The organism is Pedobacter sp. (genome assembly GCF_045628745.1).
Classification (GTDB): Bacteria; Bacteroidota; Bacteroidia; order Sphingobacteriales; family Sphingobacteriaceae; genus Pedobacter.
In genome coordinates this window covers 1-14,537 of record NZ_JAZQPU010000179.1, presented here as the reverse complement: position 1 = coordinate 14,537, position 14,537 = coordinate 1, and the positions used below count along the sequence as shown (strand labels likewise).

At 40.5% G+C, this 14,537-nt stretch carries 16 protein-coding genes; 6 read left to right on the top strand and 10 right to left on the bottom strand.

Translation table 11 applies throughout. The features are described 5' to 3' along the window. Both ACR2F7_RS07130 and ACR2F7_RS07125 read right to left on the bottom strand, forming a co-directional pair. Positions 1–310, bottom strand: a 310-nt coding sequence (locus ACR2F7_RS07130; RefSeq protein WP_432712893.1) for a DEAD/DEAH box helicase, incomplete at its 3' end; no start/stop codon positions are given. A gap of 51 nt (positions 311–361) precedes the next feature. Then, a complete protein-coding gene (locus ACR2F7_RS07125; RefSeq protein WP_432712892.1) occupies positions 362–580 on the bottom strand; it encodes a hypothetical protein in 219 nt (72 codons plus the stop codon). A 96-nt stretch (positions 581–676) separates the two neighbouring features. Between ACR2F7_RS07125 and ACR2F7_RS07120 the strand changes: the two genes are divergently transcribed. After that, entirely contained in the window at positions 677–2,458 is a 1,782-nt protein-coding gene (locus ACR2F7_RS07120; RefSeq protein WP_432712891.1) for a glycoside hydrolase family 15 protein, read from the top strand. Positions 2,459–2,697: 239 nt separating this feature from the next. Here ACR2F7_RS07120 and ACR2F7_RS07115 read toward each other — a convergent pair whose 3' ends face one another. Then, positions 2,698–3,888, bottom strand: a complete 1,191-nt coding sequence (locus ACR2F7_RS07115; protein WP_432712890.1) for a GAF domain-containing sensor histidine kinase — start codon at positions 3,886–3,888, stop codon at positions 2,698–2,700. Positions 3,889–4,031: 143 nt separating this feature from the next. Continuing rightward, complete coding sequence (locus ACR2F7_RS07110; protein ID WP_432712889.1) at positions 4,032–4,418, bottom strand: winged helix-turn-helix transcriptional regulator; 387 nt, start codon at positions 4,416–4,418, stop codon at positions 4,032–4,034. A gap of 102 nt (positions 4,419–4,520) precedes the next feature. On the opposite strand from ACR2F7_RS07110, the gene ACR2F7_RS07105 reads away from it, so the two are divergent. Then, positions 4,521–5,120, top strand: a complete 600-nt coding sequence (locus ACR2F7_RS07105; RefSeq protein WP_432712888.1) for an FMN-dependent NADH-azoreductase — start codon at positions 4,521–4,523, stop codon at positions 5,118–5,120. Positions 5,121–5,151: 31 nt separating this feature from the next. Here ACR2F7_RS07105 and ACR2F7_RS07100 read toward each other — a convergent pair whose 3' ends face one another. After that, a complete protein-coding gene (locus ACR2F7_RS07100; RefSeq protein WP_432712887.1) occupies positions 5,152–6,105 on the bottom strand; it encodes a DUF6624 domain-containing protein in 954 nt (317 codons plus the stop codon). A 129-nt stretch (positions 6,106–6,234) separates the two neighbouring features. Between ACR2F7_RS07100 and ACR2F7_RS07095 the strand changes: the two genes are divergently transcribed. Continuing rightward, positions 6,235–6,417, top strand: a complete 183-nt coding sequence (locus tag ACR2F7_RS07095) for a DUF1778 domain-containing protein (protein WP_432712886.1) — start codon at positions 6,235–6,237, stop codon at positions 6,415–6,417. Positions 6,418–6,618: 201 nt separating this feature from the next. On the opposite strand, the gene ACR2F7_RS07090 is transcribed toward ACR2F7_RS07095, so the two are convergent. Continuing rightward, entirely contained in the window at positions 6,619–8,802 is a 2,184-nt protein-coding gene (locus ACR2F7_RS07090) for a bifunctional alpha,alpha-trehalose-phosphate synthase (UDP-forming)/trehalose-phosphatase (RefSeq protein ID WP_432712885.1), read from the bottom strand. A 172-nt stretch (positions 8,803–8,974) separates the two neighbouring features. Between ACR2F7_RS07090 and ACR2F7_RS07085 the strand changes: the two genes are divergently transcribed. Further along, complete coding sequence (locus ACR2F7_RS07085; RefSeq protein WP_432712884.1) at positions 8,975–9,448, top strand: ribonuclease H-like YkuK family protein; 474 nt, start codon at positions 8,975–8,977, stop codon at positions 9,446–9,448. Between the two features lies 1 nt (position 9,449). On the opposite strand, the gene ACR2F7_RS07080 is transcribed toward ACR2F7_RS07085, so the two are convergent. Together ACR2F7_RS07080 and ACR2F7_RS07075 are read right to left on the bottom strand one after the other, a co-directional pair. After that, positions 9,450–10,487: an outer membrane beta-barrel protein gene (locus ACR2F7_RS07080; RefSeq protein WP_432712883.1), complete on the bottom strand. Its 1,038-nt coding sequence runs from the start codon at positions 10,485–10,487 to the stop codon at positions 9,450–9,452. A 56-nt stretch (positions 10,488–10,543) separates the two neighbouring features. Next, positions 10,544–11,926 carry an ammonium transporter gene (locus ACR2F7_RS07075; RefSeq protein ID WP_432712882.1) on the bottom strand — a complete coding sequence of 461 codons (1,383 nt, stop codon included), beginning with the start codon at positions 11,924–11,926 and terminating at the stop codon, positions 10,544–10,546. A 251-nt stretch (positions 11,927–12,177) separates the two neighbouring features. On the opposite strand from ACR2F7_RS07075, the gene ACR2F7_RS07070 reads away from it, so the two are divergent. Further along, positions 12,178–12,651, top strand: coding sequence for an SRPBCC family protein (locus tag ACR2F7_RS07070; RefSeq protein WP_432712881.1), 474 nt, complete (start codon positions 12,178–12,180; stop codon positions 12,649–12,651). Here ACR2F7_RS07070 and ACR2F7_RS07065 read toward each other — a convergent pair. Continuing rightward, positions 12,648–13,595, bottom strand: a complete 948-nt coding sequence (locus tag ACR2F7_RS07065; protein ID WP_432712880.1) for a TIGR01212 family radical SAM protein — start codon at positions 13,593–13,595, stop codon at positions 12,648–12,650. The two genes, ACR2F7_RS07070 and ACR2F7_RS07065, sit on opposite strands and share 4 nt — an antisense overlap. Positions 13,596–13,752: 157 nt before the next feature. Here ACR2F7_RS07065 and ACR2F7_RS07060 point away from each other — a divergent pair, with 157 nt between their 5' ends. Continuing rightward, entirely contained in the window at positions 13,753–14,163 is a 411-nt protein-coding gene (locus ACR2F7_RS07060) for a Dabb family protein (protein WP_432712879.1), read from the top strand. A gap of 7 nt (positions 14,164–14,170) precedes the next feature. On the opposite strand, the gene ACR2F7_RS07055 is transcribed toward ACR2F7_RS07060, so the two are convergent. Continuing rightward, positions 14,171–14,537: GNAT family N-acetyltransferase (locus ACR2F7_RS07055; RefSeq protein WP_432712878.1), on the bottom strand; the 367-nt coding region annotated here is incomplete at its 5' end.

Genomic DNA, 14,537 nt, shown 5'->3' with positions numbered 1-14,537 from the left:
TATTGCGTTCGGTTTTAACCGCATGGCCACCGTAACAGCAACTAACTTTGTAACCTGTAGACATTTGTTTAAACACCTGCTCAATTTGCAAGGCCAGTTCACGGCTAGGCACCATAATTAGTGCTTGTACCCCTTTTGCGCTGGCATCTAGACGTTGAAAAATGGGCAATAAAAACGCAAGCGTTTTACCTGAACCTGTTGGTGCAAGCAACAACAAGTCACTTCCTTTTTTTGCCGAGGCCACTGCTGCCACCTGCATATCATTTAAGGAAGTTATTTTTAAATTATCCAATATCTTTTCTACCGTCATGGCGCAAAGATAAGGTTAATATGCCAAGAATGTTTTGTGAAAATTTTGCGCCTAAAATTTAAAATATCTTTTTTTAAACCTTCTCACGCCTCTGTTCATCACGCTTTCCAGATTCATCAGCATCAACCCTCTCCTACTCACCCAGTTAGTCAATTGAATGTTAACTTTTTTAACCGGTGTATACACTTTTTCGTCTAACAGTTCTAAGTATTTTTCATTAGATCTGCTTTGTTGCAGCAAGTAAAATTCGTTCAATAATTCTGCTTTCATCGCCCTGTGGTCTATTTGTGAATTTATAATTATACTTACCTCATACAACAAAAGCCATGAAAGATTGTTCTACTGGTAGAGAATTAATATTTATAAATGGAGAGACACACCTACCAGACCGGCATTATCGGCAACTGCGCATTTTTAGCACATATCAACAAAAACACTAATATAGACTGGTTATGCTGGCCACGGTTTGACAGTTCATTTGTTTTCGGCTCTTTACTAGGCAGCGAAACTGGCGGTGAGTTTTCTATCCTACCACATGGAGCATACAATTCAAAACAATATTACCTGGAGAACACCAATATTTTATGTACAGAAATCAGTAACGAGGAAGGCACCTACCGCATCACCGATTTTGCACCTCGTTTTCGTCAGTATGAGCGTTATTATAAGCCACTGATGCTGATTCGTAAGGTGGAAGTGCTGGAAGGCAATCCGCGGATCAGGGTGAAATGTAAACCTGTTTACAATTATGGTGAAGATCATTTTACCAGCAGCAGGGGCAGTAACCACCTACAGTATGTATGTGGTGAAGAAAACATGCAGCTGAGCACTAACATTTCTTTGAGTTACCTGGAAGATGAAGTTTATTTTGCCCTCAATGAACCTAAATACCTTATTTTAACTTTCGGCTACCGCCTGGAAGCTACCATTGCAGAAACCGCAGAACACTTTTTAAACAGCACCAAACAATATTGGAGAACCTGGATTAAACATTCTACCATCGCTGGCTACCACCAGACCCTGGTGATCCGCTCTGCGCTGGTTTTAAAAATCCACCAGTATGAAGATACGGGGGCTATTATTGCCGCCAGCACCACCAGCTTACCAGAATCGCCGGGCAGCACCCGAAACTGGGATTACCGCTATTGCTGGATGCGCGACACCTATTATGTAATTACCGCCCTGAACCATATTGGCCATTTTGAGGAAATGGAGAAATATTTTAACTATATTACTGATATCTCTTTCCGCAGCGATACGCGCTATCAGCCCTTATTTGGCATTGCCGGCGAAAGGGTACTCACAGAACGTATCCTTGAAAATGTAAAAGGTTATATGGGTGAGCAGCCTGTGCGCGTGGGTAACCAGGCTTTTGAGCATATTCAGAATGATATTTACGGACAGGTGCTCATTTCGATGCTGCCTTTATATAACGACAGCCGTTTTGTTTATGCCGAAAGGCAGGATTCTACACGCTGGCTTGATTACCTGCTGCAGAAAATTGAGCGCACCATTGATGAGAAGGATGCTGGCATATGGGAGTTCCGTAACATTGCCAATATCCATTGTTATACCAACCTTTTTCAATGGGCAGGTGCACAGGCAGCACTTAAAATGGCCAGGACCATGGGCGACGAAACTTACCAGAACCGGGCACAGGTGCTGATTGACAAGGCATCGGCACATATTGAAGCTTGTTACGACCCTGAACGCAAAGTATATAACCATGCTGTGGGTAGTCCGCATCTTGATGCCAGCACGCTCCAGCTTATCTTAATGAATTACCTTGACCCTAACTCACAAAGAGCAAAAGATCATTTGATAGCCCTGGAGAACGAACTTAAAGCAGATAACGGCTTATTTTACCGCTACAAACACAGCGATGATTTTGGTAAGCCGAAGACGACCTTCTTAATCTGTGCCTTCTGGTATGTGGAAGCTTTAGCTTGCGTGGGCAGAATTGAGGATGCCAAGCGTGAATTTGAATCGTTGATTCAATATGGCAATCACCTGAACTTGTTCAGTGAAGATATCGACGAAAAAGATGGTAGTCAGTGGGGTAATTTTCCACAGGCTTATAGTCATGTAGGCTTGATGAATGCTGCACACCGGATTGCGATAAAATTAGACACACCGATATTTTTGTAAAGAAGACCCTTTTGAGAAAAAAGGAGCCTGTCATTGTGAAATTATGACAGGCTCCTTTGCATTTGAGCTAGATGAGTATGTTGCCAAGGCAACCCTATAAACTTGCTTTAGCAAATACGAAGGAGTGCCTAGCTTCTATTTTTTTCGAGTTTAGCGCGATTATTGATTAAAAAGTAAAGAATAACGGTGGTGTTGACCGATAACCCTGCCTTATGCAGTGCAAGAAAAATAGATTGCCTTTAAGCGGGCACCTTAAGTTTAAAACAGGTATCTTGATGGCTAGACTCCACAAACATTTCACCCTTATGTGCCTTTGCAATTTCATTGGCAATAAACAATCCAAGGCCCAGCCCTTCTTGTCCCTGGTGCACCTTGCCCCGCGAAAATGGCTTAAACATGTGCTTCATGGCTTCGTCAGTTATTTTTTTTCCTTTATTGATTACGCAGAGTTCAAATTTTCCAGCGGCTGTGCTTGCCCGCACGACTATAGGTGATGCCGATTTCCCATGGGTAATCGCATTTCCCAGCAGGTTTGAGAAAAGCTGCGCAATGCGTTTATTGTCGATTTTAACCTCAACAGTCAAGTTAAAATCCGTGTGAATAGTTATATTTGGATAGGCTATCTGAAGTTCGGTAATCACCTGGTTCAACGTATCTTCCAACGCCTCACTATTATCATAATTGAGTTGTATGCCCCCACCTAAACGTCCACTGGCAAAGTCAAGAATATTATCGATAAGGCCACGAGTTCTATTGCAAGAATCCTGGATAACTTTAGCTAACTTCATATTCCGCTCATCAAGTGTGCTTCTAAGCTGAAGTTGCACTGCACTGGATATGGCATGTACAGGATTGCGCAGGTCATGACCCAACATGGCTATAAACTGTTCACGTATTTCTGCTATTTTTTGTTCTTCAACAAGCTTGGCTTCGGTTTCATCTAAAACAGTGATGGAATCCAAATGGAAAGCAATGAGTTCAGCAAAAAGCCTGAACATGTTAATGGTTTTTTTATTGTTGACTAAAGCTGGTTTTGGATCTATGGCACAAAGGGTGCCAAAGAACTCGCCATTTTTGAGGATAATTGGGATAGAGATGTAACTCTGGAGGCCATAAAGCTTTGGGGTGTGGTGGTTACTATAATTAGCATCCAAATCAAAATAGTCAATCGCTATAGTTTCCTTAGCATTCATCACCTCATGGCAGAGCGTAGTTTCAACTTTTAATTCACCACCTACCCGAAGTCCGAAATTAATTTTATCATTCACGGCGAAGGCTACCCATCTATCCTTGGTTACCCTTGCAATCGTAGCAAATCCCATTCCGGTAGAATTGCAAATCACCTCTAAGATATGATCAATGGAGGGGATCTGGCTCATCCTTACAATATCCATATCAAAATTGTCTACCTGGGGCTGGATTTTCATCATATAATTTTGAGCGCTACTGACTTTAACAAATAATACTTTATGCTCTAAGTTAACAAATTATTGAAAAGAATTTCAGAAAATTCAATTGTCCTGATCGCTGTCGTTCAAAAGAAATTCTTAAGACTAAAACTTTGCTGGTATTTCTAAGCCTTTAATTCCTTTTTTTTCATACTTGCAATAATCATTTCCCGATGTTGAATTCCCCATATTCGTAACTCATTCAACACACTTTCAAGGGTGTTACTGTAACGAGTGATTTCATAAATAACCGTTACGGGAGTTGTAGGATAAACGGTTCTATTGACAAAACCATTCTCTTCCAGATCTTTTAATTCTTTTGATAGTATTTTAGGTGTTATGCCCTGCAATGCATGCTGTATTTCGTTAAAACGCCTTGGTTTTTCAAGCAACGTAAAAATTAAGGGAAGCTTCCATTTCCCGTTCAACACATATAACGCATCGCGTATAGCATTTACACTGACCAAACACTGCTCCTTAGAAGGCGCCTCATCCATTAAATTAGCTTTCATAGACTAAAGTTAAGAACTTTCCCAAAGGATACTACTATCCTTTAGGAAAGTAGTATCCTTTTTATAGCCGCGAGAGTTACCTTTGAAGAAAAAATAAATCCCATGAAAAAGATACTTCATTTAATATCCAGTTTTAGAGATGATGCTTCATACACCATCAAACTTGGCCATGCAATAGTTGATAGACTTGTTGAAGCCAACCCCGGCGCTGTTGTTGAGGAATTAAACTTGATAACTGAAAACTACCCACACCTGGATGCTCCTCATTTTCAGGCATTTTTGACGCCTACAGCCGAGTTAACGGACTTAGATAAGGAAGCCACCAGCTATTCTGACAAGGCAATTAGTCAGTTAATGGATGCTGATTTCATTGTTATCGGTTCGCCTTTTTACAACTTCGGTATCCATTCAGCGTTGAAAGCCTGGATTGACCATATTGCACGCGCAGGCGTTACTTTCCGCTACACAGCAAATGGTCCTGAGGGCTTAGTAAAAGGTAAAAAAGTTTATATAGCTTTAGCTTCCGGAGGCGTATATGGTGACGGACCTGCGCAGGCGTACGATTTTAACGGGCCTTACCTGAAAGCTGTATTAGGCTTTTTGGGCATGACAGATTTACAAATCTTCCGTGCTGAAGGCCTCAAAGTCCCTGAATTGCAGGAGCATAGTTTAGAAAATGCTATTGAGAGTATCAGTTTGTAACCATCAAAAATTACAATAAAAAAGCTTCAAATCAGTTTGAAGCTTTTTTATAAACTTCAGCATCCCACTTAATGTTCCATTGACTTAAATAAGTAGATAGCGGACCAAGCCCAACTTTAGCACGACGCTCATCAACATGATCTGGATCCTCTAAAGGTGATATTTCATAAGTCTGTGTATCATGATTCTGGCTCACTTGGCTACCATAAACCTGTTTTTTACCGTTTCTTATGGCAATTCTATCTGTTAGCAGCGCTAGTTGATTTGGCTTTGCATTTCCTTTGTTTACTGCATCAAGCAAAAGTGGTAAATATTTCTCTTGTGTCTTTAAGTCTGCATGTTGAATAACCAGAAAAAGCGCATGATTTCCATTTACACCTACTTCCTCCGGCCCAAGCCATCCATGCTCATCTAAAACCTTACTTATTTTGGTCACATTAACAGAATCTGTTTTGTTCATCAGAAGCAGGATATCTTTTACCTGCTTAGCATCCCAACCATATTTTTTTTCAGCCTCATTCAACTGTTTCCTGTATTTTTGATCATTGATGAAAATTAATTCCAATCGTTCATTTAAAACGAGATCCAATTTAGGGTAAAGCTTGTCTTTATTTTGTTTAACAATAGCAATTAAGGAATCCCATCGCTTGTTGGATTTAAGTGATTTTAAATTGATATCTTCAGTAAGATGCAGGTAATTGAAGTAATACGCCTTTTTGGCTACTCTTTCAAGCTGGTAAAAAGCACTATCAACTTCTTTAGCTAATGCCCAGGCACATGCTGCATTATACCGATCTGGCATAGATCCTAGGCCTCCATTTGCTTTAAATGCAGCTGAATAGGCCAAAGCGGAAGCGCTGTAAGCTTTGGACACAAATAAAAGTTCGGCTTTATTAATGTAATTTTCATATTGCGTAGAACTACCCTGTCCAAAAGCAAAGATGCTGTAATAGAGAAAAATTAATACTAATCCACTTTTTTTCATCGATCAAACGTTGAATTTTATTGCATTTATGACTACAATTTAGGTAAATTTAAGAACATTAGCGCTGCCCGATTTGGCTTTAGTTACGCTTAAATTATAATCTTGGTTCATCTTTGCACAAAAGCCTTAATGATGATGAGAAACACTATAATACTGAAAACACCTGAAGATAGAAAAATATTTTTAGAAGCGATTTTAAATCCCCCGGCTCCTAATGAGGCTCTAAAGAAAGCGGCATTAAATTATTTGAAATTTAAAACGAAACAACCAAGTGATGTTCATCCCAATGGCAACCATCAGGCAGCTCCTTAACTTCTCCTTATAAGTCACTTACCTTTCCTTAACCTTTAACTAACCCATCGTTAACTTATAGCCCCGACCAGCTAGGGACTTGGTAGGGACCTGCTAGCGAATTTCCGGTAGCAAACCCGTAGCAAGTCCCTAGCTGGTCCGCCTTAAATAGCGCACATAAGTTAGCGATAGGTTAAAGAAAGGTTACCAATGGGTTAATGATTAGTTAAGCTGTATCAACTCTTTTAAAAGCTGCCTTACCTCTGTAGGATTTCTGACAAAGTATTTTGCTGCTGAAATATTACCGCCCACCTTAATGGTATAAGCATCCGGAGGTAGGGCTTTAAACACATCCTCATCCGTATAATCATCACCAAAGGCCAGAATAAAATCAGCTTCCATGTTGTAAAGTAAGTTTTGTGCAGCCTTACCTTTGTTCACTTCAATATTTTTTATTTCAAGCACCTTATTTCCCGGCATTAGTTGCAGGCCTTTGTCGGCTACAATTAACTTCAGGTGACTGATAATTTCATTAACACGCATTTCGCCAAGTCCTTCTTCTACCTTACGGTAGTGCCATACCAGCGAATAACTTTTATCTTCAATAAAAGAACCCGGGGTCCGATCGGTATAACGTTCTAAAACTGCATACACCTCATTTTTCCATTTATCAGTCAGCAGTGGTAAACTGCGCCAGCTGCCATCCAGGTATTTTTGCCAGGCCCCATGTTCTGCAATCATGCCCACCTTTAAATGGCCAAACCATTTCTGGAGCGTCTCGTGGTTTCTGCCACTGATCAGCACCACCTGGTTAGCAGGGTCGTTGCTCAGCTGATTGAGAATTTCGTACAGCTCTGGATCTGGAGAAGCTTTTTCAATCACACTGTTAAAACCAACCAGTGTACCATCGTAATCAAGGAAAATATAACGGTGACTGGATTCCAGATAAGCCATAGCCATTTGTTCTCTCATTTTAAGGGAAGCATATTTAGCCAGCAGCGATTGCTGCATTTCTTTTACTTCCTTCAATTTAGTGATAAAGTTTTTTACCCACAAATGGATATTATATTTCTTCACTACTTCCCGCATGCTACTCATCCTGATCTTTTGCTCCTCTAAAGGCATTTCTATGGCCGTAACAATGGCGCGCATCACATCGCCCATGTTATTAGGGTTCACAATCAAGGCGTCATTTAACTCTTTAGAGGCACCCGCCATTTCGCTTAAAATCAAGACACCATTATTTTCTGTTCTGGAAGCCACATATTCCTTGCTCACCAAGTTCATACCATCGCGCATGGGGGTAACCAGGCAAATATCTGCCGCACTATACAAGGCAGACAGCAATTCTACGGAGAACGACCGGTAGAAATAATGGATAGGTAACCAGTCCATAGTTCTGTAACTGGCATTGATATTGCCTACCATCTGATCTATGCGGTCGCGCAGCTCTTTATACTGGGGCACCGTGTCTCTAGAAGGCACAACCACCATGTATAAGGCCAGTTTACCAATATATTGAGGATGGGTTTGCAATAAAAGTTCGTAGGCCTGGAGGCGCTGGATGATTCCTTTACTGTAATCCAGGCGATCTATAGATAAAATGAAAGCTTCATTGTTTCTAGATTTTTTAAAGTTAGCTACATGCGCTTTAACCTTAGGGCGGTTGCTGAGCTGTTCAAACTTCCTGTCATCTATCCCCATCGGGAAAGATTCTACCACTATTTGCCGCTCATTCCAGGTAATCACATTGTTAGCTGATTTGGCCCCTGTAAGCCTGGTGGTGGTACTTAAAAAGTGCCTCACATCATCAAAAGTATGAAAGCCGATCAAATCGGCACCAATCATACCATTAAGAATCTCTTCCCGCCATGGAATAAGGCGGAAGATTTCATAAGAAGGAAAAGGGATATGCTGAAAAAAGCCTATCGTTACCTGTGGTTGTATTTTCCTGATCAGGCAAGGCAGCAACAGCAATTGGTAATCATGGATCCATACCGTATCGCCTTCCACAAGTTGTTGTTCAACAACATCCCTGAATTTGGCATTCACGGTTTTATAGAAATCCCAGTAGTCCTGTTCAAAATGAGCATAAGTAACCAGGTAATGAAATACCGGCCATAAAACTTCATTAGAGAAACCTTCGTAATAGAGGTTAATCTCTTCCTGTGTTAAAAATACAGGAATAAGGTTGAGTGTTGCCAACTGGGCTTTAACTTCTTCCTGTCGTTCCAGGGGCACTTCAATGCCTGGCCATCCAATCCAGATATTTCCACCGGTTTTATAAACAGAACCTAGCCCCGTAGCAAGTCCACCTTCGCTAGGGCTAAGGGTGTATTTTCCATCGGTCTCGGTAATTTTTACGGGCAATCGGTTTGATACTATTATTGTTTTGTTAGTCATCATATACACTTAAAGAACTCGTTAAATCCATTATTGTTTTTTTTCTGACAATGGATTTTTCGTAACAAGCTGGTAGTAAACAAATAAAATCAAAAAAAAACATGGGAATACCAAATTATACAGGTAAATTTAGTATAACTACCTATTGTTTCCCTAACTTAAATTACCACTAAGTATGACCTGGAAAAAGTTTAGCGGTGAAGTCATTCATTCACCTATTTTAGAAGAAATTGAAAAAGCCATTATTCAAGAAACTGAGAAAGGCTATCACCTTAAAGTTTGCATTGGTACAGACTCACAAGTAAAAGGCGCCTTAACAGATTTCGCTACTGTCATTGTTTTGTTAAGGGAGCAACATGGAGGATTTATGTACATACATCAGGAGAAAACTACGCAGCAGATGAGTATTAAGGAGCGAATGCTCCTGGAGGTGCAGAAGTCTATTGAAACCGCCTACTCGATCTGCGATTTGCTTGATTTATACGATGTGGATCTTGAAGTTCATGCAGACATCAATACCAATCCAATGTTTAAATCAAACAAAGCGCTGAACGAGGCGATGGGTTATATTTTAAGTATGGGTTTCATTTTTAAGGCCAAGCCGGAAGCTTTTGCAAGTTCCACCTGTGCCGATAAAATGGTTCATTAATTTAAAAGGCGTAAACGGCGGCCAGTGAAAATTGTGATGCCTGATTTGTTGGAGAAAGGTTTGATTTAGTGAATAAATCATCATCACGTTTGTCAAAACGTACCTCAGGAATGAAGGTAAGGCCACCGGTTTTGAAATTTCCTGACAGTGTGATTGAGTTAAAAACTTCTCCATTTACAGTACCTACATCCTTAGTTTTAAAGTACTCCCCTCTTAAGCCAAGGGCAAAACCTGGTGTAAATGAATTTTGCAGGTAAAGGGCAGCACCGCTGTAACCTCCATTATCGTTAGAGATGCTGTAATCGGCAGCATTCAAGCCTATTTTAACTTTTTCTGTAACCTGGAAAGATGTGGTGATGTCAAATAAAGAGCCATCCCCTGGCGCACCAGCATTTCTTCCGGTTAAAACATTCAGGTAAGCGCTCCATCCTTCTACCGGAGAAAGTCCTAACTGTGCACCAAAGTGAGAAACACCATTCACATCCTTATATACATTCCAATCATCGAATAAACCAACCATTAAACTCACTTTAGGAGAGAAAGTATAGGTACCCTTGATTCCTGCATTTTGGAATGGTCCTGCAGAAAACAGGTATGAGGTAGAATAATTGAAATTGCCGACAGGCGAAATCACCTCATAGCCTACAAAGGTACCCATGAAACCTGCCGTCATGGTAAAATTATCCGTAAAGGCATAATTGATCGACAGGTTTTGTAAGTGAAAAGTATTTTCGCTATTGCCGTCTGCATTATCTCCATTAAGTAAGCTCTGGTATTGTCCTCGTGGTCCAAAGGATACCTCGCCTAAAAATGAAGCCTTGCCTGTAGTTTTCTTCACTGCGAAATCAAGCATGCCTAGTGAAATAGAATTATGATCGCTGGCAAAGCTGGTTCCTATGTTAGGATGCTTTTGAAAATCATATTTATAATAAGCATCGGCAGAGCCAGAAAACTCAAAAGGGGTACTTTCAGTTTCCTGAGCATAGGCCACAGTGGTAAGGGCGATCGCGGACAGCGAAAACAGCGCTTTTAAATTCATAATTAGAGCGTTTGGTTTAATGAAATATTGGTTTAGGTTTAGGTTTTGGTTGTTATTTAGTGAGCAAGCTCGTGGTCAATTTCTACACCTGTAGAAGCAACAACAAGGGTGCCTTGAGAGTATTTTTCATTGTGCTGACTAGCATCTAAGCCCAATTCTTCTTCTTCAGAAGTTACTCGGATTGGTTGTACAAGGTTGATTAGTTTAAATACCAGGTAAGACATTACAAAGCTGAATGCTACCACAATAACAACACCTTTTAACTGGGTGATGAAAAACTCAGGGTTTCCATAGAACAAACCATCAACACCGGCAGCATTTACAGTTTTAGTAGCAAATACGCCTGTCAGCAACATACCAACAATACCACCCACACCGTGACAAGGGAAAACGTCTAATGTATCATCAAGGCTAGTTTTAGATTTCCATACCACAACAAGGTTAGAGATCACCGCAGCAATGGCACCGATAAAGATACTTGAAGGGATAGATACGAAACCTGCACCAGGAGTGATGGCTACTAAACCTACAACAGCACCTATACAGAAACCTAATACGGAAGGTTTTTTTCCACGTAATACATCAAAAAACATCCATGAAAGTCCAGCAGCACCAGCAGCAATATTAGTAGTAGCGAAAGCTGAAACAGCTAAACTGTTAGCACCTAATGCAGAACCAGCGTTAAAACCAAACCAGCCGAACCAAAGCAAACCTGTACCGATCAATACATAAGGAATGTTTGCAGGTGGAATTTCCTGGTGATCCTGGTGAACTTTTCTACGTTTCAATACCAGGGCGCCAGCAAGGGCAGCCATACCAGCAGAAATATGTACTACGGTACCGCCAGCAAAGTCAAGCACACCCATTTTGAAAAGGAAACCATCAGGGTGCCATGTCCAGTGTGCTAATGGAGAATAAATAAAGATAGCAAACAATACGATGAACATAATGTAAGAGGTGAAACGGATTCTTTCAGCAACGGCACCTACCACTAAGCCCGGGGTAATGATGGCAAACATCAATTGGAACAAAGCAAAGAGCGTTAAAGGAATAGTTGGTGCACCTGCCCAGGATTCACCAGAGTTTACATTTTGAAAAAATGCAAAGGTAGAAGGGTTACCGATCACACCGTTTACGCTTTCGCCAAAGGCTAAGCTAAAACCTACGGTCACCCATAATACGGTAATTACACCCGCAGCCACCACACTTTTGATCATGGTTGACAAAACATTTTTGCGGTGAACCATGCCTCCGTAAAAAAATGCTAGTCCGGGTGTCATTAAAAATACCAATGCGGTAGCGGTAAGCACCCATGCAATGTCTGCAGGACTGTATTTACCGATATCATAATTTGGAGAAAGAGGAATAAAAAGCGCAACAATAGCCACAATTAACAAAACTGCGAACGGCGCAAACTGTTTTAAAGGAATCGTCTTCATTTTGATTGGTTTTTTGAGGTTTAATTTTAATATTTTGATTGATATGCTAAATCTAGTGTAAAAAATGACTGGAAACAAATAAATTATTACAATGTTTTACATTTACACAGTTAATTTAACAAAAACAGTCAAATTTTCCACACTAAAATAGCTAAATGACACAAAACCACTAATACATAACGTGTGTTTGGTGCGAATTTAATTAAAACAGCACATTTAGTCATTTCATTACAAATCCGTATCTTGAGCTAATGAAGGCTTATCATCTAAAGTTTGTACAGGAATTACCTATTTCCTTACCGGAAGCATGGGATTTCTTCTCCTCACCCCATAATTTGGCAAAGATTACACCGGCAGACATGGCTTTTACTGTCACTTCTGCAGTTGACAACATAGAAAAGATGTACCCGGGCATGATTATTACCTATAAGGTATCGCCAATGTTGGGGATTAAGCTCAACTGGATGACAGAAATTACCCAGGTAAAGGAAGAAGAATATTTTATTGATGAGCAAAGATTTGGCCCATACCGCTTCTGGCACCATCAACATCACTTTAAAGCGATACCTGGCGGCGTGCGAATGGAAGACCGTTTAACTTATGGTTTGCCACTTGGCCTGTTAGGACAAGCAGCAAACCACCTGTTTGTAGCTCAAAAGCTGCAGGATATTTTTACTTTCAGAAAGCAGAAAGTGGAGGAATTATTCGGGAAGATGGGCGCCTAAAGGGGGTATAAGGAACCTTGTACTACACCTCTGCGTTCAATTTCTTTATCTATATAAGTTTGTATAGCAGATTTGTTGAGCCCCCAGTTTGGTGCAATCAATAAATCCCAGTCAGAAATACCAAATAATCGCTGAATAACGATATCTGGTCTCAATAATGGAATTAATTTGCACAGCAAATCGGTATATTCTTCCAAAGAGAACAACTTAAAGGGCTCTTTTTTGTATTTAGCACCCATAATGGAGCCTTCAACAATATGTAAGTGGTGGAATTTAACAAATTTGATTTGCGGGAAGCGGTTAATCTCATGAATATACTGCAACATCATGTCTTCAGTTTCCCATGGGAAACCAAAAATGGTATGTACACAAAGGTCAAGTTTGGAATTTTCCAACAATTCTACGGCTTTCACAAATTCACCATGACTACAGCCACGGTTAATTTTCTCCAGCGTTTCATCGTAGATAGATTCCATGCCCATCTCCAGGTCCACATCAAAGCGATCAGAATAACTTTCCAGCAAGGCTACTTTTTCCGCATCAATACAATCCGGACGGGTACCTACAGAAAAGCCAACCACATCTTCGGGGTTGATAGACAAAGCCTCATCATACATCATTTTTAAATAATGTACAGGTGCATAGGTATTGGTATTTGGCTGGAAATAGACAATAAATTTATCGGCTTTATAAAAGCTTTTTCCACGCACCATTCCTTGCTCCAGCTGCTCACGCACGGTAGGCAGTTTTCGCGACAACTCCGGTGTAAAGGAGTCTACGTTGCAATAGGTGCAACCACCATAACCTTTGCTGCCATCACGATTAGGACAGGTAAAGCCGCCATCTACAATTACTTTAAATACGCGCTGCCCAGCATACTTTTCTTTAAGATGCGTACCGTAATTTTTATATCCTTTTATGCCTAAATCTAGTGGAGTTCCCAATTGTTCAATGTTTTCTGCAAAAATACATAAAAAAAACTAAGCCTTAGGTGATGTCTTTTGGATAGTAGCATAAAGGTGTTTCAACCAATAAAATATTTGATACTGAGGCCCCTCAATAGACTTTAAATATGTATTTTTAAAAATAAACCACGCTGCTATGAAACAACCGACCAGAAGAGAATTTATTGGAACAGCCGCATTACTGGCCTCAGCTACGGCTGCTTCTGCAGCCTTACCGCTTACTCCTATGCAAAAAAACTATCCTGTAGTACACCATGTTTTCTTTTGGATGAAGAATCCAGATTCTAAAGCCGACCGCGACCAATTGGTTGCCGGCGTAAAAACGCTGTCAAAAATTAAAGCCATTAAAGCCCTGCATGTGGGTGTGGTGGCTGACACGGAAAAACGTGATGTGGTAGACCACAGTTGGGGCGTTTCTGAATTAATGTTTTTTGAAGACCTTGCAGCACAGGCAAGCTACCAGGACGACCCGATACACCTGGAGTTTATTAAAAATTGTAGTCACCTTTGGGAAAAGGTTATCGTTTATGATATTGCAGAAGCCTAAATGAGGGCTAATGCTTAGGATTGAGTCGTGAATAGATGACGTCATCTAGAAAAACACCCTGAAAAAAGGTTTTATCCTTTAAATGTGCTTCTTTATGGAAGTCGTTTTTGAGCAAAAGCTTTTCTGATGCGGTATTTAAGGGATCGATAACCGCTTCAAGGCTATGGAAGTTGAGCGTCTCAAAGGCATAATTGATCACCACTTTAAGGGCCTCATCCATCAATCCTTTGCCATGCAGTGCAGGATGGAGGATATAGCCAATTTCTGCACGGTGATTTTCAGGGTTGGTATTGAAAATGCCAATAATGCCTTTGAGGTGTTCGTTACCCTTTAAGGTGATGGCCCAATTGATAGATTTATTCGCTGCAAGACCT

Excerpts from the sequence above, each read along its gene's own strand:
- ACR2F7_RS07125 (WP_432712892.1), bottom strand. The coding sequence starts at position 580 with ATGAAAGCAGAATTATTGAACGAATTTTACTTGCTGCAACAAAGCAGA.
- ACR2F7_RS07120 (WP_432712891.1), top strand. The coding sequence starts at position 677 with ATGGAGAGACACACCTACCAGACCGGCATTATCGGCAACTGCGCATTT.
- ACR2F7_RS07115 (WP_432712890.1), bottom strand. The coding sequence starts at position 3,888 with ATGATGAAAATCCAGCCCCAGGTAGACAATTTTGATATGGATATTGTA.
- ACR2F7_RS07110 (WP_432712889.1), bottom strand. The coding sequence starts at position 4,418 with ATGAAAGCTAATTTAATGGATGAGGCGCCTTCTAAGGAGCAGTGTTTG.
- ACR2F7_RS07105 (WP_432712888.1), top strand. The coding sequence starts at position 4,521 with ATGAAAAAGATACTTCATTTAATATCCAGTTTTAGAGATGATGCTTCA.
- ACR2F7_RS07100 (WP_432712887.1), bottom strand. The coding sequence starts at position 6,105 with ATGAAAAAAAGTGGATTAGTATTAATTTTTCTCTATTACAGCATCTTT.
- ACR2F7_RS07095 (WP_432712886.1), top strand. The coding sequence starts at position 6,235 with ATGATGATGAGAAACACTATAATACTGAAAACACCTGAAGATAGAAAA.
- ACR2F7_RS07090 (WP_432712885.1), bottom strand. The coding sequence starts at position 8,802 with ATGATGACTAACAAAACAATAATAGTATCAAACCGATTGCCCGTAAAA.
- ACR2F7_RS07085 (WP_432712884.1), top strand. The coding sequence starts at position 8,975 with ATGACCTGGAAAAAGTTTAGCGGTGAAGTCATTCATTCACCTATTTTA.
- ACR2F7_RS07080 (WP_432712883.1), bottom strand. The coding sequence starts at position 10,487 with ATGAATTTAAAAGCGCTGTTTTCGCTGTCCGCGATCGCCCTTACCACT.
- ACR2F7_RS07075 (WP_432712882.1), bottom strand. The coding sequence starts at position 11,926 with ATGAAGACGATTCCTTTAAAACAGTTTGCGCCGTTCGCAGTTTTGTTA.
- ACR2F7_RS07070 (WP_432712881.1), top strand. The coding sequence starts at position 12,178 with ATGAAGGCTTATCATCTAAAGTTTGTACAGGAATTACCTATTTCCTTA.
- ACR2F7_RS07060 (WP_432712879.1), top strand. The coding sequence starts at position 13,753 with ATGAAACAACCGACCAGAAGAGAATTTATTGGAACAGCCGCATTACTG.